The organism is Mangrovibacterium lignilyticum, from assembly GCF_010882175.1.
Taxonomy (GTDB): domain Bacteria; phylum Bacteroidota; class Bacteroidia; order Bacteroidales; family Prolixibacteraceae; genus Mangrovibacterium; species Mangrovibacterium lignilyticum.
In genome coordinates, this window is sequence record NZ_WKLH01000004.1 from 92,641 (window position 1) to 118,021 (window position 25,381).

Annotated in this window: 18 protein-coding genes; 3 read left to right on the plus strand and 15 right to left on the minus strand. The window is 41.9% G+C overall.

Features of this window, described 5'->3' with window-relative positions:
* Nucleotides 1–69 precede the first annotated feature (69 nt).
* Complete coding sequence (gene alaS, locus GJV22_RS18010; RefSeq protein WP_163717210.1) at nucleotides 70–2,688, plus strand: alanine--tRNA ligase; 2,619 nt, start codon at nucleotides 70–72, stop codon at nucleotides 2,686–2,688.
* A 66-nt stretch (nucleotides 2,689–2,754) separates the two neighbouring features.
* Here the strand turns inward: alaS and GJV22_RS18015 are convergent, their stop codons facing one another.
* Entirely contained in the window at nucleotides 2,755–3,261 is a 507-nt protein-coding gene (locus tag GJV22_RS18015; RefSeq protein ID WP_163717211.1) for a DUF6702 family protein, read from the minus strand.
* A gap of 95 nt (nucleotides 3,262–3,356) precedes the next feature.
* On the opposite strand from GJV22_RS18015, the gene GJV22_RS18020 reads away from it, so the two are divergent.
* A complete protein-coding gene (locus GJV22_RS18020; protein ID WP_163717212.1) occupies nucleotides 3,357–3,935 on the plus strand; it encodes a HupE/UreJ family protein in 579 nt (192 codons plus the stop codon).
* Nucleotides 3,936–4,015: 80 nt separating this feature from the next.
* Nucleotides 4,016–6,346, plus strand: coding sequence for a M1 family metallopeptidase (locus GJV22_RS18025; protein WP_163717213.1), 2,331 nt, complete (start codon nucleotides 4,016–4,018; stop codon nucleotides 6,344–6,346).
* 282 nt (nucleotides 6,347–6,628) lie between these two features.
* Here GJV22_RS18025 and GJV22_RS18030 read toward each other — a convergent pair whose 3' ends face one another.
* From GJV22_RS18030 to GJV22_RS18095, 14 genes are all read right to left on the minus strand, one after another.
* A complete protein-coding gene (locus tag GJV22_RS18030) occupies nucleotides 6,629–8,656 on the minus strand; it encodes a S9 family peptidase (protein ID WP_238480359.1) in 2,028 nt (675 codons plus the stop codon).
* A gap of 260 nt (nucleotides 8,657–8,916) precedes the next feature.
* On the minus strand, nucleotides 8,917–9,264 hold the full coding sequence (locus GJV22_RS18035) for a Rieske (2Fe-2S) protein (protein ID WP_163717215.1): 348 nt from the start codon (nucleotides 9,262–9,264) through the stop codon (nucleotides 8,917–8,919).
* A 218-nt stretch (nucleotides 9,265–9,482) separates the two neighbouring features.
* Complete coding sequence (locus tag GJV22_RS18040; protein WP_163717216.1) at nucleotides 9,483–10,658, minus strand: MFS transporter; 1,176 nt, start codon at nucleotides 10,656–10,658, stop codon at nucleotides 9,483–9,485.
* 341 nt (nucleotides 10,659–10,999) lie between these two features.
* Complete coding sequence (locus tag GJV22_RS18045; RefSeq protein WP_163717218.1) at nucleotides 11,000–12,001, minus strand: glycoside hydrolase family 43 protein; 1,002 nt, start codon at nucleotides 11,999–12,001, stop codon at nucleotides 11,000–11,002.
* Nucleotides 12,001–13,365: an MFS transporter gene (locus tag GJV22_RS18050; protein WP_163717220.1), complete on the minus strand. Its 1,365-nt coding sequence runs from the start codon at nucleotides 13,363–13,365 to the stop codon at nucleotides 12,001–12,003. Before GJV22_RS18050 ends, GJV22_RS18045 begins: the two co-directional genes overlap by 1 nt.
* A gap of 488 nt (nucleotides 13,366–13,853) precedes the next feature.
* Nucleotides 13,854–15,539 (minus strand): amidohydrolase, encoded by a 1,686-nt coding sequence (locus tag GJV22_RS18055; RefSeq protein WP_163717222.1) that lies wholly within the window; start codon nucleotides 15,537–15,539, stop codon nucleotides 13,854–13,856.
* A gap of 534 nt (nucleotides 15,540–16,073) precedes the next feature.
* Nucleotides 16,074–17,315: a serine hydrolase domain-containing protein gene (locus GJV22_RS18060; protein WP_163717225.1), complete on the minus strand. Its 1,242-nt coding sequence runs from the start codon at nucleotides 17,313–17,315 to the stop codon at nucleotides 16,074–16,076.
* A gap of 555 nt (nucleotides 17,316–17,870) precedes the next feature.
* Entirely contained in the window at nucleotides 17,871–18,764 is an 894-nt protein-coding gene (locus tag GJV22_RS18065) for a dioxygenase family protein (RefSeq protein ID WP_163717227.1), read from the minus strand.
* A 345-nt stretch (nucleotides 18,765–19,109) separates the two neighbouring features.
* Nucleotides 19,110–19,841: a DUF2306 domain-containing protein gene (locus GJV22_RS18070; RefSeq protein WP_163717229.1), complete on the minus strand. Its 732-nt coding sequence runs from the start codon at nucleotides 19,839–19,841 to the stop codon at nucleotides 19,110–19,112.
* 352 nt (nucleotides 19,842–20,193) lie between these two features.
* The gene (locus GJV22_RS18075) at nucleotides 20,194–20,688 is read right to left on the minus strand and encodes a DUF3237 domain-containing protein (RefSeq protein WP_163717231.1); all 495 of its coding nucleotides are present in this window, start codon (nucleotides 20,686–20,688) and stop codon (nucleotides 20,194–20,196) included.
* Between the two features lie 453 nt (nucleotides 20,689–21,141).
* Complete coding sequence (locus GJV22_RS18080) at nucleotides 21,142–21,882, minus strand: hypothetical protein (RefSeq protein ID WP_163717232.1); 741 nt, start codon at nucleotides 21,880–21,882, stop codon at nucleotides 21,142–21,144.
* Between the two features lie 3 nt (nucleotides 21,883–21,885).
* Complete coding sequence (locus GJV22_RS18085) at nucleotides 21,886–22,260, minus strand: hypothetical protein (protein WP_163717235.1); 375 nt, start codon at nucleotides 22,258–22,260, stop codon at nucleotides 21,886–21,888.
* Nucleotides 22,261–22,567: 307 nt separating this feature from the next.
* Nucleotides 22,568–23,188, minus strand: a complete 621-nt coding sequence (locus GJV22_RS18090) for a fibronectin type III domain-containing protein (RefSeq protein WP_163717237.1) — start codon at nucleotides 23,186–23,188, stop codon at nucleotides 22,568–22,570.
* A 1,411-nt stretch (nucleotides 23,189–24,599) separates the two neighbouring features.
* A complete protein-coding gene (locus tag GJV22_RS18095) occupies nucleotides 24,600–25,289 on the minus strand; it encodes a cytochrome b/b6 domain-containing protein (RefSeq protein WP_163717238.1) in 690 nt (229 codons plus the stop codon).
* Between the last annotated feature and the right edge of the window lie 92 nt (nucleotides 25,290–25,381).

The following is a 25,381-nucleotide window of genomic DNA, read 5'->3' on the forward strand; positions in this document are numbered from 1 at the left end:
GAAAGCAGTTTGATAGGATTGCAATTAAAGCTTTTTAACAAATATTATAACTTATCAGAAACGATGGATATGAATTCCAAAGCGATTCGGAAGGCCTTTCTGGATTTTTTTATTTCAAAGCAGCATACAATCGTTGATTCTGCCCCGATGGTGGTAAAAGATGACCCGACGTTGATGTTTACCAATGCGGGTATGAACCAGTTTAAAGATATTTTCCTGGGGAACCAGCCTGCCAAATCGGTCCGTGTTGCCGATACGCAAAAGTGTTTGCGTGTCAGTGGTAAGCACAACGACCTGGAAGAGGTTGGACACGACACCTACCACCATACCATGTTCGAGATGTTGGGAAACTGGTCGTTTGGCGACTATTTTAAGACCGATGCGATCGACTGGGCGTGGGAATTTTTACACGATAAAATGGGTATAGCAGCAGATCGGATGTATGCCACCGTTTTTGAAGGAAGTGAAGATGATAAACTTGAACTGGATGAAGAAGCCAAAAATTTATGGCTGAAACACCTGCCGGCAGAACGCGTTCTGCATGGTAATAAAAAGGATAATTTCTGGGAAATGGGAGAATCCGGTCCCTGTGGTCCTTGTTCCGAAATCCACGTAGACTTGCGTGATGATGACGAGCGAGCCAAAATCTCAGGCGCCGAATTGGTGAATAAAGATCACCCCTTGGTGATTGAAATCTGGAACCTAGTATTCATCCAGTTTAATCGGAAAGCTGATGGTCGGCTGGAAGAGTTGCCTGCCAAACATGTGGATACCGGAATGGGATTCGAACGTTTGTGTATGGTGCTTCAAGGTAAAAAGTCGAATTACGATACTGACGTTTTCCAAACCATCATTGGAGAAATTTCGACTTTGTGTGGCATCAAATATGGCGAAAACGATAAATCGAATATCGCCATGCGCGTAATTGCCGACCATTTGCGTGCGATTTCTTTCGCTATTGCCGATGGTCAGTTACCATCAAACAACAAAGCAGGCTATGTGATCCGTCGTATTTTGCGTCGTGCCGTGCGTTATGGTTATACTTTCCTGAACTTCCGCGAGGCATTCATTTACAAGCTTGTTGATCAGTTGAAAGAAAACATGGGCGACGCTTTTCCTGAATTGAAAGCACAGCAGGTGTTGATCGAAAAGGTGATCAAAGAAGAAGAAGAGAGCTTTTTGCGTACACTTTCAACAGGTATTAAATTGCTCGATGATATTATTGAAAAGGCAAAAGCAGAGAACAAAACGGTTATTGAAGGGAAAGATGCATTTTCCTTATACGATACGTTTGGCTTTCCACTTGATTTGACTGAACTGATTGCTCGTGAGAACAACATGACTGTTGACGGAGCCGGTTTTAACGATGAAATGGACGCACAGAAAAACCGTTCGCGAAGTGCAGCCCAGCAGGAAACTGATGACTGGGTTGAGTTGATGAGGATTGAGTCGACCGAATTTTTGGGCTACGACAAGCTGGAAGCGGGAGTTCATATTGCTCGTTACCGAAAAGTGACACAAAAGAAAAAAGCATATTATCAGCTGGTATTCGACCAAACACCATTTTACGGCGAGTCAGGTGGTCAGGTTGGCGACCAGGGGTACATTGAAGCCAAAGGTTTGAAAACCGCGGTTTTCGATACACAGAAAGAAAATAACCTGATTGTTCACCTGGTTGAAAAGCTGCCTGAAGATCCGGAACGAGCTTTTAAAGCCGTCGTAAATGTCGGTCGACGTCAGCAGATTGCGAATAACCACACAGCCACGCACTTGTTACATGCAGCTTTGCGCGAAGTGTTGGGAACGCATGTTGAACAAAAGGGTTCGTTGGTGAATGCTGATCATCTGCGCTTTGACTTCTCGCACTTCCAAAAAGTTAGCGATGAAGAATTGGCTAAGGTCGAATTGTTGGTGAATGAAAAGATTCGGCAAAATGCAACTCTAACCGAAAAAAGATCGGTTCCTATTGACGAGGCAAAAGGGATGGGAGCAATGATGCTTTTTGGTGAAAAATATGGCGACCAGGTGCGCGTGATAAAGTTTGGCGATTCGGTTGAACTTTGTGGAGGAACACACGTGGAAGCTACCGGTCAAATCGGGATGTTGAAAATTGTATCAGAAAGCGCTGTGGCTGCCGGTATTCGTCGGATCGAAGCAATTACCGCTGCTCGCGCCGAGAAATATATCAATGATCAGCTTGGACTGCTCCAGCAAATTAAAGAAGCGATTAAAGGCTCGAGTGATGTCTTGGGAAGTGTTTCGGGATTGATTCAGCAAAATAACGAGCTGTCGAAACAAATCGAAATTTTCCAGCGCGAAGGCTTGAAAATTGTGAAGTCGAACCTGAAGAGTAAGGTGCTGATGGAGCATGGTGTAAATATCATTGCCGATAAGGTTGAACTCGATAATGCAGCCCTGGTTAAGGATCTGGCTTTCCAATTAAAAGGAGAGGTTGAGAACTTGTTCCTGGTTGTTGGAGCCGAAATAGAAGGCAAACCGTTGCTTACCGTAATGATTGCAGACAATATTGTTGCTGATAAAGGCTTACATGCCGGCAAAATTATTCGCGAGGCAGCCAAGGAAATGAAAGGTGGCGGTGGCGGACAGCCATTCTATGCGACTGCAGGCGGCAAAGATGTTGCCGGTTTGGAAGCAGCCATCGAGAAAGCTTGCTCATTCTTGAAATAAGAATCGATTCGTACAAAATAAGTCAACCATCGGCAGCAATGTCGGTGGTTTTTTTGTGCCAATATGCTAGTATTCCAATTTGTCGCTCGTGTTCCCGCGATGTAACAGCAAGCTGCGCGTTTTATCCTGGTAGGTGAGCTGAATGATGTTTTGCTGGTCTTTATATAGTTCGAAGAAAAGGGTATTAGTGGCTTCAAAAGTTTGAATTGATGCGACATTATCAACTTCAATGTAGGCCCAAAGTGAGGAACCGTCAAAATCCTTGCCCAGGTAATTCAGTTCTTTCTCCTCGCTGTTTATTGTTAGCAATAAAACTTTTTGCAGGTAGGTTTTTAAGATGAGGTCTGCATCTTCCTTTTCATCGGCTTCTCCAAAATGTTGATCTTCAATTCCGCTCTTGCTCAATGCCATATTCAAGTCGTCAATGAAAATTTTCAGCGCAATTTCGAGACGCTGTTCATCGGCATTGTATTTCACCTCGCACATGCTCACGTGAAAAGGATGAGCTTTAGCTTTTTGCGGTAATGCAGCGATCAGTAAAACTGACAAAATGAGAATAAAAAAGCGCTTCATTCGGGTAATTTGTGTAATAAATTCGGATATTCGATACAAATGCATCGATTGCGAAGATAGAAATTCGCGATTAGAATCAAACAATTTAACTTTCCATGAGTACGTTTCAGCTTTATTTGAAGTTAGGTTTTGAGCACATCATCAACCTGAACGGATACGATCATATTGTTTTTGTATTGGCCCTGTGTGCCGGTTATCAATTTGGCGAAGTGAAAAGATTATTGATTTTAATCACTGCATTCACAATTGGCCATTCGGTGACCCTGGCCCTGTCAACACTGAATTACGTCCTGATTTCACCCGGTTTGATTGAGTTCTTAATTCCAGTCACCATTCTCATAACAGCGCTTTCCAATTTACGTCAGCCAAGTGACCGGCAACGCTACTTGATTTACATCGTCGTCCTGTTTTTTGGATTAATTCATGGCCTGGGTTTTTCCAATTATCTGAAAGAATTGTTAGGAACTGAGGTGTCAATTGTTGGTCCGTTGCTGGCTTTCAATTTAGGACTCGAATTCGGACAACTGCTTATCCTGCTGGTCTATTTCATGGTGTTTGCTTTATCAACGCTTTTGTTTTCGATGGAACATCTTCGATGGAAGATATTCATATCGGGGGCTGCTGCCGGCATCGCCCTGACAATAATCCTTCAACATGAATATATCGCGTTGTAAACTTTTTTCAAGAAAAAATGTCATCTAACTGTAATTATGACCTTGTAGATAATACAAATTGCTTGTTAAAATTAATCCCAATGAGAAAAATGTCCGTTTTTGTTTTCCTGCTGATGATTGTTGTCAGTGGAATGGCGCAGGAAAATACAAATCACAACAAGTTTCGTCAGTTGAAACAAGAGTTTGCAACGCCCAATGTTTACCGCACGGCCTCCGGCGCCCCGGGACATGAGTATTGGCAACAAAAGGCAGATTATAAGATTAAGCTGGCCCTGGATGACGAGAAACAACAAATTCATGGTTCCGAAACCATTACGTATCACAACCAGTCTCCGGATGCTTTGAACTACCTGTGGTTGCAGCTGGATCAAAACATGCGGGCCAAAGATTCTGATACTCCTTTGGTGGCAACCTCGAAATTGGATAACCGCACTGGATTATACCAGTTGAAAAAGATCACAGGAAGTGATTTTGAAGGGGGTTTTAAAATTGAAGCGGTGACAGATGCCAAAGGCAATGAGCTGTCGTATGTGATCAATAAAACGATGATGCGCATTGATTTGCCAGCGCAGCTGAAACCCGGAAGTGAAGTGAGTTTTTCGGTAAAATGGTGGTACAATGTGAATGACCGCGAGAAAGATGGCGGGCGTTCAGGCTACGAGTATTTAAAAAATGACAGCAACTACATCTATACCATTGCTCAGTTTTATCCACGCATGGCTGTTTACAATGAAGTTGAAGGATGGCAAAACAAGCAGTTTTTGGGACGTGGTGAATTTACGCTTCCATTTGGCGATTTTGAAGTAAGCATAACTGCTCCTGCTGATCATATCGTTGGTTCTACCGGAGTTCTTCAAAATAAATCGACCGTATTGACAAGCGAACAAATGAATCGCCTTAAAAAGGCTGAGAATGCTGACCAACCGGTTCTGATCGTTACGCAGGAAGAGGCTGAAAAAGCAACTGCCGGTCGTTCTTCGAAAACGAAGACCTGGGTATTTAAAGCTGAAAATGTACGCGACTTTGCTTTTGTGAGTTCCCGTAAGTTTATCTGGGATGCGATTGGAGTAAAATTCGGCGATCGTACCGTTATGGCTATGTCGTATTATCCCAAAGAAGGTAATCCGCTTTGGGGACAGTATTCGACTAAAGTGGTGGCCCATACGCTTCGGACTTATTCAAAACATACCTTCGATTATCCATATCCGGTAGCGATTTCGGTGCATACCAAAGATATTGGCATGGAGTACCCGATGATTTGTTTCAACGGTGGTCGTCCTGAAAAAGATGGTACCTACAGCGAAAGCACAAAAGCCGGAATGATCGGTGTGATTGTGCATGAGGTTGGCCATAATTTCTTCCCGATGATTATTAATTCCGATGAGCGTCAGTGGACCTGGATGGATGAGGGACTAAACTCGTTTCTGGAATACCTGACCGAAAAGGAATGGGACGTTGATTTTCCAACCAACCGTCGTGGTGGGGAGCCCTACACGATTGTTGACTACATGAAAATGGATAAGAAATTCTTATCGCCCATCATGACCAACTCTGAGTCGATCTGGAATTTCGGCAGCAATGCTTATCACAAACCAACCGTTGCCTTGAACATCCTGCGCGAAACAATCATGGGACGCGAGCTTTTTGATTACGCGTTTAAAGAATATGCGAATCGTTGGAAATTCAAGCATCCGTCGCCGGAAGATTTTTTCCGCACCATGGAAGATGCTTCAGCTGTTGATTTGGATTGGTTTTGGAGAGGCTGGTTTTATACCACCGACAATGTTGATATTTCATTGGACAAAGTGACCTGGTATCAGGCAAATACAACGAATCCCGAAGTTGAAAAACCCTTGCAGAAGGAGCGTGACGCTGACCAAAGACGTTCGATGACAACGATTCGGAACGAAAAGAACCGTACCAATACAATGGTTGAATTGGATACATTGACTCGTGACTTCTACAATAGCTACGATCAATATCTGGTTACCGAGGACGATATGAAAGATTATGAAAAAGGATTGAAAGGATATTCTGAAGCGGAGTTGGCATACCTCAACAATGGACACAACTACTACCAGCTCGACTTCAAAAATATTGGCGGGTTAGTGATGCCTTTGCTTCTCAAGTTTGAATTCACTGATGGCACTTCAGAGGACGTTCGCATTCCGGCAGAAATCTGGAGACTGGACAATGAGCAAGTGTCGAAGGTATTTGAATTTGAGAAAGAAGTTTCGCAGGTAATTCTCGATCCATACCAGGAAACGGCGGATGTCGATATGAATAATAATTACTGGCCTCCAAGGGTTCAGCCAACAAGGTTCGAGTTGTACAAATCCAGTGGATGGAACCGTTCGCGCCCGAACCCAATGCAAAAGAGCTTGAAAAAAGAAGAAAAGACCGAAGAATAAGTTACGTAGAAGAAGGGGCAAAAGTTAAAAGGCAGCCAGATGAGTTGGGGGACTCAAAAGGCTGCCTTTTGTATTTCTTGAATTTACGATTTAATAGTACCGGAACTAGAGAGGCTTGAGGTGTCGCAGTGATTCCTCAACAACCGACTTGTATTAAACCGGGCCCATTTTACCTGTTTTATAGCCGATGTTATCAGGCTAGGAGAATTACTGGTTTAAGGACGTTTCAGCAATTGCAACCTGTTTTGTTTTTCACAGACCTGATGATTCCATTAAGTGATTTCATCCTTCAATACCCAGCTGGTCGAAAATGAAAGCATCTTCCAAAGCCAATTCCCGAATCCATTCAAAACGTCCGGATGCGCCACCATGACCGTAATCCATGTTGATTTTAAGGAGCAGCGGATTGTCGTCCGTTTTCAGATCTCGCAGCTTGGCCACCCATTTGGTCGGTTCCCAATATTGCACTTGCGAATCGTGCAAGCCGGTTGTAACCAGCATGGCCGGGTAGTCTTTAGCTTCCACCTGATCGTAGGGCGAATAAGAAAGAATATAGTCGTAGTATTCTTTTTCCTTCGGATTACCCCATTCATCAAATTCTCCGGTGGTTAGCGGAATAGATTCATCAAGCATGGTGGTGACCACGTCAACAAAAGGTACTGCAGCGATTATCCCTTTGTACAAGTCGGGACGCATATTGACCACTGCACCCATCAGCAAACCACCGGCGCTACCACCTTTGGCGAACAATTTATCGCTATTGGTGTATTTGCTGTCAATCAGGTGTTCGGAGCAGGCTATAAAGTCGGTGAAGGTGTTTCTCTTTTTCAGCAACTTGCCATTGTCGTACCACTTACGGCCGTTAATTTGTCCACCACGAATGTGAGCAATGGCGTAAACAAATCCCCGATCGAGCAGACTCAAGCGGCTTGAGCTGAAAGTTGGATCAATCGTATTGCCGTACGATCCGTAGCCGTATATCATAGCCGGATTGTTGCCATCTTTTTTTAGCCCTTTGTGGTAAACAATGCTCATGGGTATTTTGGTGCCGTCGTCGGCTATGGCATATTCACGTTTGGCTTCGTAGTTCGCCGGGTCAAAATCACCGATCACCGGTTGTCGCTTCATCAGTTTCTTTTCCCGGCTGTCCATATTGTAATCGAAAACTGAGGAGGGAGTTGTCAATGATGAATAGCCAAAACGCAGCATATTGGTATCATACTCCTTGTTGGTACTAATCCACGCCGAGTAGACTTCTTCATCAAATGAAATGTAATGTTCATCACCTTTCCAAGGCATTACACGCAGTAAGCTTAGCCCTTCCTTGCGTTCCTGAACCACCATGTAGTTTTTAAACAGGTCGAATCCTTCAATAAAAACATCTTCCCGTTCCGGAATCACTTCAATCCAGTTGTCTTTGCCAGGCTTTTGGACCGGTGTTTTCATCAGTCGGAAGTTTTGTGCATCGAGGTTGGTGCGAATGTAAAAGTAGCCATTGTAGTAATTCGCACTGTATTCCAGTCCTCGGGTACGGGGCTGTAAAACTGTAAAATTGCCCTCCGGCTTATTGGCATCCAAAAACTGGTATTCGGTTGTCAATGTGCTGAACGAAACAATCATCAGGTAATCGTAGCCCTTGGTTTTGAAGATACCGACCCCAAAGGTTTCGTCATCTTCGTAAAACACTTCCTGGTCATCTTCGATAGGTGTTCCCAGCACGTGTTTCATAATTTTGATGCTGCGCAGGGTTTCCTCGTCGCGCAGGGTATAGAAAACGGTTTTGTTATCGTTTGCCCATACTACATGGCCGGTTGTCATCGGAATTTCATCAGCCAACAGTTCGCCGGTTTCCAGGTTCTTGAAATAGACGGTATAATTGCGTCGGCTGACCGTGTCGGCTCCGTACGCCAGAATCTGGTTGTTGGTGCTCACCGAACTTCCGCCAATAGCATAGAACGGATGACCTTTCGCCAGTTGGTTGACATCCAGCAGGATCTCTTCGTCACTCTCGGTCGAGCCTTTTTTGCGGCAGAGCAAGTGATATTCTGTTTCGGGAACCGTGCGTGTATAATAATAATAACCATTGGAGAGAAAGGGGACTGATTCATCATCTTGTTTGATTCGGTCTTTTATTTCTTCGTACAGTTTTTCCTGAAGGGCCGCGGTATGTGCCATCACCTTTTCGGTGTAGGCGTTTTCTGCATTCAGATAGTCTAATACAGCACTGTCTTCCCGCTGATTTAGCCAGTAGTAGTTGTCAACGCGGGTGTGGCCGTGGACAGTTAACTCATGTGGGATTTTTTTTGCCATCGGGGCTTCTTCAACTTTTTTTGTTTGGCAAGAAGTTATAAAAAATAACGCTGCTAAAATCGTAATCAGTGGAAGTTTTAACATGGTAATTTGTTTTGGTTTCCTTTTTGGTGTTACTCGATATTACAAGTTACGCTAATTGATTAAGATCGCCACAGCCTACCCGAATTTTGCAGCTTCTGTCTTGCCGGTTATTTTTGCAGCCTTGTACAATTACAACGGTTGCTGATATTCTGTTATATGCTTTGCGGTTTGCTCAGCTAAACTGTGATCACAATCATGCCGTTCGTGATTTGAAGCGGATATGTTTTAAGAGGACCAAAGGGTAAATTATCAACATCAATTTGTTCCAGTAAATCCTCATCGATTTTGTCGACGCGTATTTCTCCTGTTTTTAAATCGAAACAAGCGCCGTGATTTGAGCAGGTTAATGTTCCTTCTTCAACTCTGCCGCTGATTAAGCGGGTGCGTGCATGGGGACAGATATTGTCTACCGCAAAATATTCACCATCTGAATGGATGAGTAATATTTCCTGTCCGTCAATCGTCAAGACTTTTTTTCCCAATGAATTACATTCTTCCACTGTGCAAACTTCGATGTTTTTCATGCTTAATCTTTCGTCTTAAAGGGTTCAGTAATGAGTCTTTCAGTTGAAACAGGAGTGTAAATCCCGGTTGTTGGACTCACTTTCGGTTTTCAATTTACAAAACTTTGCAAAAGATATTCCACCGGGAAGCCAATCTGCCTTCGTTCTTAATAAAAGCAGTTAACTATCGGGAAGGAGCGTTTTCAAGGAGGAAAGTATTCCGGCAAGAGAACTTCGGATCAACGATTGCCGATGGTATTTGGAATAAGGTTACTTTGTTGCCAATGGCGGTAAAACAACACCAGCGAACAAGCAGCGATTAAATAACCGGCACCAATAATGGCGGTATAGTTGACTCCTTTGTTAGCCGCGATAGCCAGTCCTCCATTCCACGCGCCAATGGCATTTCCCATGTTAAAGGCAACTTGCACAAAAGCAGCTCCCATCATTTCTCCCCCGCGTGAATTGCGTAACAGCAATAGTTGCGTCGGCGACGAGATTGCAAAGAGCGATGCCGAGCAAATTATCAGCATCGGGAGAACCAGCAAGGGAGAGGTCGAGAAAAAGAAAATGGCGATCAATGAGAGTCCTGCTACAGCATGAATACTGCTCAGCACATTGTGCATCGGGAATTTATCAGAAAGCCTTCCGCCGATGATGTTGCCAATGACCATGGCGAGTCCGCAAAGAATCATAATCCAGCTCATGTCGGCAGCACTGAAGCCTGCCATATCGGTCATCAGCGGGGTAACGTAGCTGTACATGCAAAATATGCCACCGTTTGCGAGGGCCGTTGAGCCAATTAACAGCCAGGGTGAAAGATTTTTCAGGAAGGCAAATTGTCCTTTTAACCCGGTATTGGGCATGGGCTCCAGGTCAGGCAACCAGCGGATGATCGCCAGTAGGTTAAGGAGTCCCCAGACACCGTTGGCAATAAAGATGATGCGCCACGAAAACAGGTTACTCAGGAAAGTTCCCAATGGCACACCTGCCAGGTTGGCAACTGTCATCCCGGCTACCATCAGGGCAACGGCACGTGCACTTTTCCCTTTATCGGCCAGTTTCTCAGCAACGATTGAACCAACACCAAAGAAGGCGCCGTGGGGCAATCCCGATACAAAACGCATAAACAGAATCGTCCAGTAGCTGGGAGTAAAGCCGGTGAAGAGGTTTCCCAGGGCATAAACCGCCACCAGGACCAACAAGATTTTTTTCAGTGGAAGGGTTCGGGCAACAAGTACGGTTAGCGGTGCGCCAACACATACGCCCAGGGCATAAGCCGAAATTAAATGTCCGGCTTGTGGAATACTAATATTAAAATCGCGGGCAACATTGGGGAGAATTCCCATCATCACAAACTCGGCTATACCAAGCCCAAAGGTCCCAAACGATAGAGTTAACAGACTTTTCTTCATTCTAATGTTCACTTAATTGCAATATCAACTTCACTTGTCCCGGTCTGATTAGTCTGTTTCTTGCATGCAAAAATACGAAGGAAATGATTCGGTGATGTGTGTCGGTGCTACACTTTAACTAAAAGTAAAGGAAATTTAAAAGATGCAGGTGTCTTTTAAATAAGCCAGACAAAGTCAAGTGCGCAGATTGGCGCTGGCGGCGAAACATTGAACAGTGTGGATGTAAAAAACGGAAGTAAAGCAACGTTTCAAGAACGCTTACAGAAACACAAAAAGATCCGATCTTTTGCAGGACCGGATCTTTTTGTTTGTTGATGCTGTAAGGAAACTTTCAATGGAGATTAAAATTCAAATACAGGTTTTCCGTCAGCATCAAAGTTTACTTCCATCACTCTGGCATGTCTATTTGGATCGTATAACGGATCCTTAATGATTTCGTCCAATGGTCGGGTGTCGCTCTTCGGAACAACAGTCGGATCGCCAACCGCATTCTCGTAATCGCGGGCATGATAAACACACAGCGGTTTGACATCATCCTCGGCTACTGTAAAGCAGTTGTGTCCCGGTCCGTAGATGCCTTTTTCGTAGTCGGTTTTCAATACCGGGTATCTCGATTTTTTCCAGGAGTTCCGATCCAGCAAATCTGCATCTTCATCGGCCTCCATCATTCCCATACAATAGCAGGCACCGGTAGCACTTGCTGAGAATGTGATATATATTTTCCCCTTATTTTTGATCACTGCCGGTCCTTCGTTCACCCAGAAACCAATGCGTTCCCAGTCGTAGTCGGGTGTTGTCAGCATAAACTGCACCGTTTTCAGTTTAATGGGCGATTCCATTTCAGCCAAATACAGATTCGATGCAGCAAATTGTCCACCGGTTTTTTCAGCCCAGCAGTAATAGCGTTTTCCTTTATTTTCAAAGATGGTGGCATCCAGCGAGAAGTCGATGAATGTTTTTTCATCGCCATCGGCTGCCTGCATCTGTCCCAGTTCAATCCAGTCGTCTTTTAATGGATCCTGACCGGAACATTCCAACACGTAGGGACGCAGTTTCCAAATATCCTCTTCTTCACTGGCCGCAAAATAAACATACCATTTCCCATCGAGGTAATGAATCTCGGGTGCCCAGATATGCCGGCTCATTGGCCCCGATTCGTGTTTGTACCAAACATTGAATGTTTCAGCATCCTTCAGTCCGGTCAGCGTTTTCGAACGTCGAAGCTCGATGCAATCGTAGGTCGGAACCGAACCCGTGAAATAATAGTAACCATCGGTATGTTTGTAAACGAATGGATCGGCGCGTTGCTCGACCAGCGGTGCATTTGTTGGTGTTGTATTCATTAGATGTGTATTTGCGCTTTTATAACAGTTTCGTAGTATTCATCGGTAATTTTGTATCGCATAATCAATAGACCGTTGATGACATGGAAGACGGCTGGTATGAGCGTTAGCATGAGCGCAATGCCCAAAAGAGCTGTATCTGTTTGAACAGGGAGTGGAACCGCTTCGGTTGGTGCAGCGTAGTTGAATGCGCTAAGCAATAAACCAACGACACCACCGGCAATACCCATTCCGGCTTTCTGTGCAAAGGAAATCCCACCGAAGGCCAATCCTGAAACACGAACGCCTGTTTCTGCTTGTCCGTAGTCAACCGCTTCGGCAATGGCTGTCCAGAATACCGGAGCATGAACATCAACCACCAATGACAACGTAAAATAAAGAATATAGGCCATCATCATACTATCGGGTTGTGGGTTTACCAGGAAAAACATCAACGCACTAAATATGCCGACTCCAAATTGCGATATCCAGAAGAGTTTCACCTTGCAAAAGTGTTTGGTGATTAAGGTTGAAAGCGGCATGGCTAATATTGCTGCCGCTACGCCGGTACCCATAAAGGTTGACTGTACAATCTCGTCGCCGCCCAGGTAATACTTGGCGTAGTAAATGGCCACCGACGCACGAATAACATAGCCTGTTGTTCCCGATAAACAAGAACCAACCAACAGCATCCACTGTCCGTTTTTAACCAGGTATTTCAATTGTTGCAGATAGGGTGTTTTTTCGACGATATGCTCCACGCGTTCTTTTGTTGTCACGAAGCAGAACAGGAACAGCAATGTTCCGATCAAGGCCATAACACCCATGGCCAACTGGTATCCGTGGGCCAGGTTTCCGGCACCAAAGGCTTTCGCCATGATTGGCACCAGGATGGAGACTCCAAAGGCTGCTACCTTCGCAAAAAACAAGCGATAGCCACTGGCCTCCAGTCGTTCCTGCGGGTCGTTCGTTAATACCCCGATTAACGAGATATAGGGGATCGTAACGGATGTAAACATCAGTGTCACCAAGATGTAGGTGGAATAGGCCCAGATCAGTTTGCCTGCATAATCAAAGTCAGGAGTTGTGAAGGTTAGGAAGACTGAGATCCCAAAAGGGACGGACAGGTAAAGGAAGTAAGGTCTGAAACGACCCCATTTTGCTGATTTATATTTATCCGTGATGATTCCCATTAACGGGTCACTTACGGCATCGATCAACCGAACCAGTCCAAACATTAAAGCAACATCGGTTGGTTTGATGCCAAAAATATCGGTGTAAAAATAAGTGATGATCAGGAACATCGAGGAAATAACGACGTTTACGGCGGCATCTCCCGATCCGTATCCGATCTTTTCAAGAACGCTTAGCTTTTGAGGTTTCATTGGTTGTTTTAGACGTGATTAGTTAATGACAGGTTTGAGAGTTGTTGCTCTTTTGCTTGACGTTGCGGATGACTTCTTAAAAAAAAGCCACCACCGGCAATGATTGCTTATCCTTGCCAGTAGTGCAAACAATACCTGCACAGCTCCAACGCAAATATCGCTGACAAATTTATAAAACAGGTGGAGTATTGGGTAATATAGGTGGAGATATGATACCCTTCGCTGGTTGAATAAAATGCATTAGGCGTAGTAAGTGGTTTAATGATAGGTTTTTATTTGAGTTTTAACTGGCTGCTGCGTTTAGTCGGTCTCCTTCTGTTCGCCTGTTTACAAACGAGGGTGTTTTTGTTGACTGTTTTATGAATGCCCCGGAGACTGTCGTTACAAACGACCATAGAACAAACGCCTCGTCACCGAAGCGGAGACGAGGCGTATATGGGAAGTCGAGTACTTTCATTGCCATTACTGATGTAAAATGTTGGCAGCGGTTAATTCTCGTAAACTGTCATTCCTTCTTTTATCGTTTCAACAACTTTGGTGTTTTTTATATCGTCGATCGTTGATTCATCTATATCAAGTGGATTTTTATCTAAAATAACCAGGTCAGCAAGTTTTCCCACTTCCAGCGTGCCTTTGGTATCTTCTTCATGATATTGATAGGCAACATTGGAGGTCAGCATTTGTAAGGCCTGATATATCGTGGCTCGTTCTTCCGGACCAATAATCTGACCACTTCTGGTTTCTCTTTTAACTGCCGTCCAGATGGTCATAAACGGATCTAAAGGAGTTACAGAATAGTCGGTATGATTGGTTGGACGTAGTCCTTTTTTGTAAGCCGATTCTATTGGAGATAGTTTATTGGCGACCTCAAATCCAAAATTTTTAATGTGAACGTCGCCCCAATAGAAAGCATGGTTGGTAAAAAATGAAGGGACCATTCCTAACTCTGCGATTTTATCTAATTGCTCATTGGTAACGAACTGACAATGGACGGAGCACCACCGTAAGTCTTTCGATTTGTCGTAATTAATTTCATCCATGCCGTCGATCATTTCTTGTATTGCTCCGCTTCCGTTCGTATGGACATTTAATTGCAGGTTGTTGTCATAACAAGTTTGCATGACTTTAAAGAATACATCTTTAGGAACAAAAGATACCCCCTGCCAATGGGCTTCTCCATTCGGCCCGGGAGTTAAATAGTCCTGCATGGCTGTTCCGCCTTGGGGAGAACCATCCAGCAACACCTTGATTCCACCGACCTTTAAGTGCTTCTTATATTGCCCAAAATTTTCTTTGCCTATAATTTTATCCATATCAATAAATAAAGGATAGGAAATAATATCGATGACCAATAAATCGTCGTCACTGGCTTTTTTCAATAGTTGCAGATCATCAAAGGAGCTTGCTCCTTCCTGAGCCGTAGTATAGCCCCATTTCGTATACTCTTCCTGTGCTTTATCAAAGGACTTTAAGAGGTCGTCGATCGTTGGTTTGGGCATATTTTGGTGAACCGGGAGGAAGGCATTTTCCATCAATAAACCCGAAGGTTTCTTTGAATTGGGCATCCTGGAAATTACGCCCCCAGCCGGATCTTTTGTTTCAGCGGTAATATTTGAAATTTCAAGTGCTTTTGAGTTCAACAAGGCTCCATGAGATGAAACATGAATAATCAAGAGCGGGTTATCGGGCACAACTTCATCCAAATCGTAACATGTTGCTTCCCGATCTTCAAACATGGTTTGATCATAGCCGTACCCAACCAGCCATTCGTTTTCTTTTAGCGGTTTGTTTTTAATAAACTCAGCAATCGTATTTTTTAGTTCTTCAACGCTATTTACCTGACCAACTGGTCTTGGTGAAACATTTACCCAATTCACCAATTGTGTTGCATTAATAAAGTGGCTATGAGGATCGATAAAGCCAGGTAACATCGTTTTGCCTTCAAGATTATTTATTATGGTAGAATCGCCTCGATATTTTTTAGCTTCTGCCTCCGAACCGACAAAAAGTATTTTTCCATCTTTAACCGCAATTGCTTCAGCATACTGTGCCGAATCGCCTTTCATGGTAATAATATTTCCGCCAAGATAAATTGTATCGGCTGGGTTGTCCGGTGTCGAATTGCAGCTAAGCAGCGTTAGCAGTAAGGCGTACAAGAGTATTCGTTTTTTCATGATTTGTATTTTTTTATTGTTGTCAATGCTGTTCGTTATCAGAGAAAGCTACCTGATATGAGGCTATTTTCATGTTTTAGATGTCGCTTTTGTTATCGCATAAATTCAAGTCTTTCAATCGGTTTACTTTCGTATCCTCAAATTACGAAACCTTTCTGAGTTTAGCATAAGCAAAATTCAACTTATTGCCATTCGAACTGATTTTCTTTGTTGCCGAACGGTTGCATCGTGTGGCAAAATAAACAGCATATGAAAGTTTGCTTGCAGCAGTGAGGGATTCGCGCGGTAGCCGGGGGAATTGGTTCTTTGTTAGAAAAAATTCCCGTTCAAATCAAAACAGGCAATGCAGCCACTTTTAGTTTCGCTCCTACGGAGCTCTTGTTTTCTCTCTGTCCTTTTCTACAAAGATGCCGTCCCTACAGGACTGGCCTTGGGGGTGTCCTAACATTCCGTTTTAATTGTCGTTACAAACGACCATCGAACAAATGCTTTCGTCGCTGCTTTGCTAGCAGGAAGGGGAGAAGGATAAATTCTTTAGGGAACATGAATTTTTCTTTTTCGCCATATGCGAACGATGATAAATACGATCCAAAAAGCTGCGGCGACACTTATTACAAATCCATAAGGAAATAGTGGAATGATCGCATAGGCATTCAATTCCTTCAGTGAGATATTTGTCAAGCTTTTTAGGATATATTGGGTACAGGGATGATTCATGCTGTTTATCATGACGACAAGAGTCAAATGTTGCTTCGGCAGATAAACCATCGTGGCCGAAGTTCCAATATTCGCGCCGCTATGTCCGTATGACTTTTTCCCATTTGAATACTTTCTTTTAAATAATTCCACGCCTAATCCATAATCATTCATATTCGTGTTTAGCCCGGAACTTACAAATTGCAACATTTCATCCATGGACTGTTGATTTAAGATATGCCCTTCAAAAAGGGAATGGCACCAAAAAGCCAAATCCCCGGCAGTTATAAAAATACCGCCGGAACCATGAGTTATACTTTCATGTGATGCTCGCGGAAGGAATGTTACATCTTGATACGAACCATCATTGTTGAAATTATCGCCATACACATGTGCTTGATTGTCGGGTATTTTCTCTTCGATTGAGAGATAGGCATTTTCAATCTGCAATGGTTTCCAGAAACGGTCCTTAAATTCAGCCGAAAGACTGGAACCGGTCGCTTTTTCAATGATCATCGCCATTAGCAAATAGTTCGTGTTGGAATAACGATACCCTTCTCCCGGTTCAAAATAGGGTTCCCTGATATAGCTTAACACTTCTTCGGGAGTAAATATTTTATCTCTTTCTTTTTTCAGATCATCCCATATTTTCTGATTGCTCCAGAACATATAGACCCCACTGGTATGATTTAAGAGTTGCCGGATCGTAATGGCACTATTTACATGTTGATATTCAGGTAGCCATTTAGATAAAGGGTCATTGAGGGAAAGTTTGCCTTCCTCAGCAAGTTTTAGGGTAAGTGCGGCAACAACATTTTTTGTGATACTCCCAATCGCAAAAACCATATCCGGTTTCATTTTAATGCGATCGTGTGAGATCCCACTTGTTCCGATCCATTTTTTTCCATCCGGAAAAATTATTGCTGCAGAAGCACCTTCAACATGGTATTTATTGATGCCCTTATCCAGTGCGGTTTGTAGTTTTTGTTCTAGTGGCACCTTATTGTCGTCAACGCACGAAAGAAAAACAATAACGACGATGAATAAAATAGAAGTCAGGTAAATCTTATGCGTTTTCATAAGCCAGGTTTGTTTCGATTAATCTCCCCCCCGCATTGCGCACCCCGCATCGCCCCTACAAGCAATTTACAATTTATTAGCGGGAATTTGTTTATTTAATGAATCAGCATGACTTATGATTTCGTCAATCTTATCACATTCATTTTCCCTGGCCATCTTAACCTTAAAGCTGATTTCTTTCAATTCAGGCGCGTTCGGATTCGGATATAGCTTGACCTTATAGGAGATTAGATAAACGTTCTCTTGAATAGAATCTCTGGCAATTTCCTGTTAAATTACAAGAGAAATGAAACGAACAAAGGCGCTTACATCTCCATTATCCGGCTATTCTATTTGAAGACATCGCTTTCAACCTTATTGGAGCCGAAGAAAGGTCGGAAATATATCGTTCTTTTCGGTTGAACGATTGATGAAAAAACTTCTTCTTGTTCTGCCGTCGTAAATTGAGATTTATAACAACTCATTGCCTCTCTGGCAGCTTGCATATCTTTTTCGTCATAGGGTATTCGGTAGGTCAAGTATTTATTTTGATTTTTGGAAGCTTTTCATTTTGTTTTATTTATCCTTTATGTAAGTAAAAACTTTATCCGACAAATCTGTGTCAATATAACTTTCGGTAAAGTTGATAGTTCCAGTTGCTAATATTTTAAATTCAAGCCTCCAATACATACCGTCCGGATTATTTGCTTCTTCAAATATATTATTTCCTATATACTCGAATTTGTTACCAAATGCTTCGTTCTTCATCCAAAGCCTATTTTGAAATTTAAATAGTTCTATTACTTTTTCTTTGTCATTAACTTGAGTGTATTTACCAAGCAGCTTATCAATACTTGCAACTTCCAAATTCAGCACTTCAGACATTCCTACACTGTATTCTACTTTTGTCGTGCCGGTGCTCATTTTTTTAACTTCTAAGATCCTTTTTTTGGCATTTGGAGATGACGCATAAAGATCGTCATCAATATGCTTGTCCCCTTTGAAATATAATTGAGTTATCAGGGGTTGATAGCTTTCAGCTGTAATCATCATGTGAAAATGGGCTGGACGAATAAATCCTTCGCCTGCATAGGCTACAGGAAACACTGTTTGAAAAGAATAAAAGCCTTTTTCATCCGTAAAAACAGTGCCTCGGTAACGGAATTCCGGAGATTGATTGTCATAAATCCCATTACGGTCGCAATGCCATAATTCTACTTTAGCATTCTTATATGGCGTAAGACAATCATTATGCCTAATATAGCCACTTAACTCGACCAGTTCATGGGTATCTCCTGTAATTCTTAAATTACTTCGGACTGGACTATTCGGACGATAATAGGGACCTAAAATATCGCTTGTTGTTTCACAATCACCAATATATTGTTCCCCATCAAAATGTATAAAACCATAGGCACTAATTGCAAATGCAGATAAAGTGCTGGTTTTGATAAAGTTCCTTCGTTTCATAACTGTTATCTTATAAATTATAACTATCAACTATACCTGTAATTAAATTACCGCTAACGGTTGGTATAAATACTGTGCGGGATTTCAAAGCTACTACCTTTAAAATCATCCCAATGTTTGCTAAAAGCTAAACCGCCAATGATTAGCACTTCACTCGCATGGAATTTATAACTTGTGTGTGTGCACAGTTTTTATCGACTTTTTACATATTCGACAAATCCGATATAATAGTCGTCAATATATTTGTTATAGCTTCCCAATCGTATTTGGGTTACTTAATTGAAGGAATTTAAAATGGTTTCCAGTCCAATAATATCACTAGTGCTTAATTGATATTTTCCCAGGTTATAGATTTGCATAAAAAATTGCAAAAGAATTAAACCATTCCGTTTGTACAATTATATCTACAGTTAGTAACATTGATACGTAATAAACCAACAAAGCTGCATAGGGCCAGCGAGACCTTTTGCGCCATCGCTCTATGACAACCAATGTGGCCATAAGCACGATAAGCGTAATAACTGATGTGTAAAAAGCGACATTGAAATTTGGGACAAGGCTGGGAGTCCCATAAATATATGTCCTTTCCAATGCAGCTTCCAGGGGAATAATTGCAGTACAGGCCATCAATCGCATATGAAGCGAAAAATCACCTTGTCGTGCAGCTTTAATCGCCAACCAAAGGAAAGTGCAAAATAAAAATAGAGCAGTAATATCAGCATATAAAAACTTAATAGCGAGCAAAGGATTGCTTCCATCCACACTATTATCTTTAAGCAGCATGGTTTGGAGTACTCGAAGCCCGCTTAGTACCAATATAACCGCAAGCACAAGCGATGCATAACCTAAAGTACGATGGTGTTTGCGCCATCTGTTTTTAATCAACCATGCTTGAACCACTGCCAATAACATCCAGGAAATTGCACTAATTCCATGAATAATAATGTGCGTCTCGATATTGACAATTGCTGAAAAGAAACTGGGCCAGAACGATATAAATGTGAGTATGAAAATTGCTGCGAACCATACCCACCATTGTTGTAACCAACTAGACATGGATCTGAGTGATTTTGTCATGGCGTTCTATTTAAAAATAGATTAAGCGTAAGTTATAATAAAAAGAAATAGAAAGTAAAAGTTAATTTCAAATGATTGATAATAAATCAAATCAGACTTTTCTTTGCTCTATAACGCTTGTTTTTAGGTATTGCACTTTGCGGACAGTTTATAGCGTGAAACAAATTATAGCTCCTGAATATTCCATGTTCAAGCTCGCATACGATCACAATTGTGCATAACGAATGGCGGTCTGATTAGAGCGGGTTTCGAAGCACTTACTTATCAAACCGTTGCTATTTTCATTTAATGTACTCATGTTGAATCTATCACATCGCCCCGCATTACTTATGACCGCATGCTGTACACGGGTTTATTTTATTTTATAAACTTTATACCTTACACCACCTTCAATTAATTCACCTACTCCAACGGCAATTGTATAATTCAACCAACCATACTTTTTCGAAGAAGTTTCAAATACTGGATTAGTTCTGAAATAATAACTTCCATCAGTATTCCAATGAATAAACCCACCGTAATGAGTATATATTTTTTCACCTTCATTGGTTTCTAAAACTGCTCTAACATCTAATTTTTCTGTTAAAGAATCAATCATTATTACCCAATCTCCACCGTTTGGCAACACTTTACCTTTTATTTCTGGTCCGTTGAAGGTTCCTCCAGATACAGGATAAATAGTACGCTTCCCCATTGGAGAATCACCAATTTCTATCGGTTCATCTAACAAAGCTGTCATCTCAAACAAAAGTTCATGTTCTAACTCAAGTTTTTGACTACTAGCGGTGAAAGGGATAACGAAAATTGAAAAGAATAATATAAAAAATACAACTTCTATTTTATTCATGTCATTATGTTTATTTAGTTTTTCAACTTGTGTACAACGAACACCACTGCACCAGCAATGCAATTTACAAATTATTGAACGAAACCTAAAGGTAGCTAAAGTGCTCAGGTTCCGGTACCTTTAGTGTGTTGACTTCAAATCTGTTGATGATGAAAAAAAAGCACCACCTTAATTGAGCAAGCTTGTTTTTCACTCTCTGAATTTAAGCAAGTTTATGAAAAGCTGCAACGCCAGGTTGAACTTTCAGGCAAAAGTGAGCGTCCCCTTAACAACTATGCGCTATACTTTAACGAACCACTGTACATGTACCTGGAATTTAAATGCCCGGGGGGACAATTGAATTGAAAAGGAGGAACGTAGCTCGCGTACGTATCCCGATAGCTATCGGGAGTGTGAGAGGCTCTCCCCGCCAGTTCTTACTGGCGGGGCAGTCTACTCGATTATAGCACGTTTTTATAGTTTATCAAGAGACAGTTTTACTATTGTGTCTTCTAGTTTCTCTATTAATTCATCTTCATGTTTGAATAGTAATATATTTTTCGATTTTATATCAAAAGTCGCATCATTCAAATTCTCCGATATTATTATTGTTGGTTTGTTTAAAGCATGCGCAATACCTAATTCATAGAAAACATTTGGATTTCTTCCTGTGATATTTGCTATAATAATCTTTGCACTTACAATATGTTTTAAAATTTCAGGAAAGATATCTCCATCTACAAATTTTTCGTCTCCACGCAAACATCTAAGTCCAAATCTATTACATACGCTTGAAATAGCTCTATACGTGTTATTGAATCGTTCATTAAATGGTGTTAGAACAAACACTAAAGAATTGTCAATTTTTGAATTTCTTTCATTGACCTTAGAATTACGTAGAAACTCATTATAATAAACTTTTTCTGATTTATTTAGGTCGTAATTTATTTTGTCTTGGGAAGAAATGATTAAATGATTTAAATCTTTCCATCTCCTTTCTGTTTCTTCCATTTTCATTGCAAGTTCATACTGCTGGCGTTCCAAGTTTTTTCTAAAATAATCTAATTCAATCATTTTAGAATTCTCGTCATAACGTTCCATTGAACTTTTATTCGATTTTTTTCTAACAATATTTAATGCTATTGCCAGTGCCGCACCAAGAATACCTAATAAACCCAATACGATTGCTATATATTCAATTTTTAAATTATCCATAGTTTAATTTGTAAGGGTTATTATAGAATAGACAAATAAAGGGGCAGCTATTGCTAGGTTAAGTATTCCCAACCAAAAAGCAGGTTTAAGTTTTTCTCGTTCGTAGTAAACTACCGAGCGTTTCCAGAAAAATACGCTAAAAATTGAAGCTATCAATGTCCCTAGAAACCATTTGAAACCTAAATCTGCCTGACTAATATTTGTTATTACAAGTGCTGCAAAAAAAGACAAACTTAGGAACATTATACTCAATGGTAATTCCAAAATTGATATGACAAAATCATATGTCGTAGCCTCTTTGTCAATAAAGAACTTATAACAGAATTGAAGAGTTAATAGCATGAGAGGTAAACCCCCAGCTTTTAGTATTATATCCATATTTTAATATTTTATTTCAGTCATGTAATATTTATCGTTGTCTTTAAATGTGCTATAACGTCTGTGTATATGTACTGGTACATATATTCCACTATTAGCGGTTAGCTGTGTTAAGCTACCCAAAGTACAAAACCTTCCCGAAACTTAGCATAAGCAAAATTCAATTTATTCCCATTCCAAATAGTTTCGTTAACAACAACAAAAAAAGGGAAGCTTGCGCCTCCCTTTTCTTGATTGGTTTTGTTGGTTGAAACCGCAAAACCGATTTACTGTTGTTTGTTCTCCCTTACTTAATGTGTTGGATCGGTTAAAGTACGAAGCTGCTTACCTCGTTACTCCAATTACGTTGCGGATTACTCCCTACCGCCATCACACGGAAAGCATATTGGCCTCCGCTTACTAAGCCGGTAACGAGTATATTGTGCTTGGTCGAATCAACACGGATCCAACCATTATCTGATTCAGTTTGCAACTGGCGGTATTCGAAACCATAACTGCCGGCTCCGGCTACCCGTTTGCAACTCACGCTGAGCGAACCTCTTGCGTTACCCGCTTTTACCTGCAGGCCTTCAGGTGCGTCGAGTGGTCCAACCGCTTCGGCTTTTTTAGCCAATTCGAAACCACTGCTTAACAAGATCGCTTCGTCGCCATCGGCTGTCAGGTTCACATAGACAGCCAGGGCATGAAGCAGTTTCTCCAAATTCTTCCTTTTCTGATTTTTAATCGCCACATCCTGGTGTGAACCAGTTTTCGATTTTTCATCAGAAGTCAGGAATTCATCCGTAGCAGTTTGTACGGTAATCAGCTCCGGCGAAGGAGTAGGGAAGTGCGGGTTGCCATTCATTTGACTGCAAGCCCCGCCGCTTAGTACAATCAATTCAGAATCGGTTAATCGATTGGGTGAGAAACTGGTTAAAACTTTATTCATAATGACTCATTTTTTTGGTTTTTAATTTATCGGGATTTGAAACAACAATTTCAGTGAAATGACCGAATTGCCCGGTTTGGGAGAACACAGTCCGGCAGCTCCCTTGCTGAAACCGACGGAGTTGGTTCGTAGAGGTGCTTGTTGACTTGTTTTTACGGGTTTTTCGGTGTAACGCGAACAGTTGATGCTGGTGTGGCCCTGGAATACGAGGCCTGAAGGCGCAGATACAACCAGATAGTCGGCGGAGACAGTTAATCGGGCAGCCTGTACAATGTATACGAGCCCATATACAACCATATTTTAAGCGGATACAGTTAACAATTTTGCAGATACGGTTGTATATGCCGTTTATATGGTTGTATATGTCATTTATATGGTTGTATATGTCGTTTATATGGTCATATAATTCATTTATATGGTTGTATATGCCGTTTATATGGTTGTATATGTCATTTATATGGTTGTATATGCCGTTTATATGGTCGTATAATTCATTTATATGGTTGTATATGCCGTTTATATGGTTGTATATGTCATTTATATGGTTGTATATGCCGTTTATATGGTCGTATAATTCATTTATATGGTTGTATATGCCATTTATATGGTTGTATTTTAGTGGATATTGTTCAATACAGCCCCTTTTTGGGCTGTTTTGGGGCGAAATGGCCCAAAATGGCACTTGTGTTGGTTGATCGATTGGCGATCGTTCTAAAAGATTTAAACAGACCATGGGTGATGGTTAAAGGTTTTAGTTGTTTATTTTCTGTCGAAAACAACTTTAATCGCTTTTAGAATGATCCACTTGTAGTAACCGCTTTACTCTTTGTCCTGTCAGGCTGCACAGAGGCAATCCTTTTTAAAAATCGATGCTGCCAGGCACCGCAAAATGCGCTGCAGCTTTTTATTTGTTCCTTTGTTGAACGGGTCGGCAGACTTTATGTCTACGGAACAGCAAGTTATGACTGTTAAGCATAAGAATTGCAAACAATGAAACAATAAAATGCACAAATGTGCTGAACAGCAGGTTTGTGGGTGCTTGTAACTAGGGGGTTGCTTATTTAAATTAGTTTCATTTTTGCTTGTAGGCAGGTGTTGAGACCGGGTTTCCGGCCATTAGTCGGAGCGCATCGTTACCGCCCGATTCAGTCGCGTTAACTTGTTTTAGCTTCCATTCGGTAAACCTCCCGGAACGGTGAGGCTTCAGTCGTCTTTAAGGGGATTCAGGTGTCAGGAACCCGGGCCGGCCTTGCAAGCTAATTGTACCGACAAAACTCAATGGACTTTCGGCCCAAGCCCCTTCCGTTTCCGGGCACAGTCTTCCCGGGCGGTCACTCTTTCGGGCAGCAGATTTCAAATCACGGGTTGATGGCAACCGGGCGAAACATTTAGGCGAAGGGTTTGGTGTGCCTTATTTTCCACCATTGATCATACCCGAAACAATACCCCGGGATTTTCCGATATCGGCTAGAATAACGCCGCTCAAGTGAAAAAAGATAAACGCATAAATGAGGTATTGGCCAAAACCATGAATCTCTTTGATTAAATGGTTGGTATCGCGCGAGAGGCCCAGGTCGCGACCAAAAGCCAGTGAAAGACCACTGAGAACCATATACAGGATAAGCAGGTAAAAAAGCGTGTAGCTGAATTTGACAATCAAATAGTGCTTTGCTTCTTTCTTGTTCCAGCCATTTTGTTTGGACAAGTTAAGCGCATTCTTGAGTTTCGATTTCAGTTTCTCATCGGTTGGTTGTGTCAGTTCAATACCAATACGGGCAAGCAACAGGAACGAGAGGCCATAGCCCAGCAATTTATGGAGATCCCACAATTTATCGTCGAAGATATGGGTAACGGAGAATGCCTGGTTGTTGTCGATAACGATTCCCTTGCCGGCCAGCTTATTTTGTACCTCGGGAATATTTTGCCTGGGACTAAACAGCGTTGACGCCAGCAAAACAGTGAGTACGATAAAGCTTATCACCAGAAAAGTCAGCCAATGCCAAAGACGGATGGCGACTGAATGTGTTTGAAGAAAGAGCGATTGATTTCCGTTGGTCTGGCTTTGTGTTTGTCCCATCATCATTTTGCGAGTTGATTCCACTTTTTAAAGCAATATAAACCCATTTGCGGTCAGTAGGTTTATGGATGGGCAGTTTATTTTGGTGGTTTCGGCCAAATTGGGTGAATGACGAC

Coding starts and splice junctions, on each gene's coding strand:
- GJV22_RS18085 (WP_163717235.1), bottom strand. CDS start 22,260: ATGGATATAATACTAAAAGCTGGGGGTTTACCTCTCATGCTATTAACT.
- GJV22_RS18075 (WP_163717231.1), bottom strand. CDS start 20,688: ATGAATAAAATAGAAGTTGTATTTTTTATATTATTCTTTTCAATTTTC.
- GJV22_RS18050 (WP_163717220.1), bottom strand. CDS start 13,365: ATGAAACCTCAAAAGCTAAGCGTTCTTGAAAAGATCGGATACGGATCG.
- GJV22_RS18020 (WP_163717212.1), top strand. CDS start 3,357: ATGAGTACGTTTCAGCTTTATTTGAAGTTAGGTTTTGAGCACATCATC.
- GJV22_RS18045 (WP_163717218.1), bottom strand. CDS start 12,001: ATGAATACAACACCAACAAATGCACCGCTGGTCGAGCAACGCGCCGAT.
- GJV22_RS18070 (WP_163717229.1), bottom strand. CDS start 19,841: ATGACAAAATCACTCAGATCCATGTCTAGTTGGTTACAACAATGGTGG.
- GJV22_RS18080 (WP_163717232.1), bottom strand. CDS start 21,882: ATGGATAATTTAAAAATTGAATATATAGCAATCGTATTGGGTTTATTA.
- GJV22_RS18065 (WP_163717227.1), bottom strand. CDS start 18,764: ATGAAACGAAGGAACTTTATCAAAACCAGCACTTTATCTGCATTTGCA.
- GJV22_RS18040 (WP_163717216.1), bottom strand. CDS start 10,658: ATGAAGAAAAGTCTGTTAACTCTATCGTTTGGGACCTTTGGGCTTGGT.
- GJV22_RS18055 (WP_163717222.1), bottom strand. CDS start 15,539: ATGAAAAAACGAATACTCTTGTACGCCTTACTGCTAACGCTGCTTAGC.
- GJV22_RS18060 (WP_163717225.1), bottom strand. CDS start 17,315: ATGAAAACGCATAAGATTTACCTGACTTCTATTTTATTCATCGTCGTT.
- GJV22_RS18015 (WP_163717211.1), bottom strand. CDS start 3,261: ATGAAGCGCTTTTTTATTCTCATTTTGTCAGTTTTACTGATCGCTGCA.
- GJV22_RS18090 (WP_163717237.1), bottom strand. CDS start 23,188: ATGAATAAAGTTTTAACCAGTTTCTCACCCAATCGATTAACCGATTCT.
- GJV22_RS18030 (WP_238480359.1), bottom strand. CDS start 8,656: ATGGCAAAAAAAATCCCACATGAGTTAACTGTCCACGGCCACACCCGC.
- GJV22_RS18025 (WP_163717213.1), top strand. CDS start 4,016: ATGAGAAAAATGTCCGTTTTTGTTTTCCTGCTGATGATTGTTGTCAGT.
- GJV22_RS18035 (WP_163717215.1), bottom strand. CDS start 9,264: ATGAAAAACATCGAAGTTTGCACAGTGGAAGAATGTAATTCATTGGGA.
- alaS (WP_163717210.1), top strand. CDS start 70: ATGAATTCCAAAGCGATTCGGAAGGCCTTTCTGGATTTTTTTATTTCA.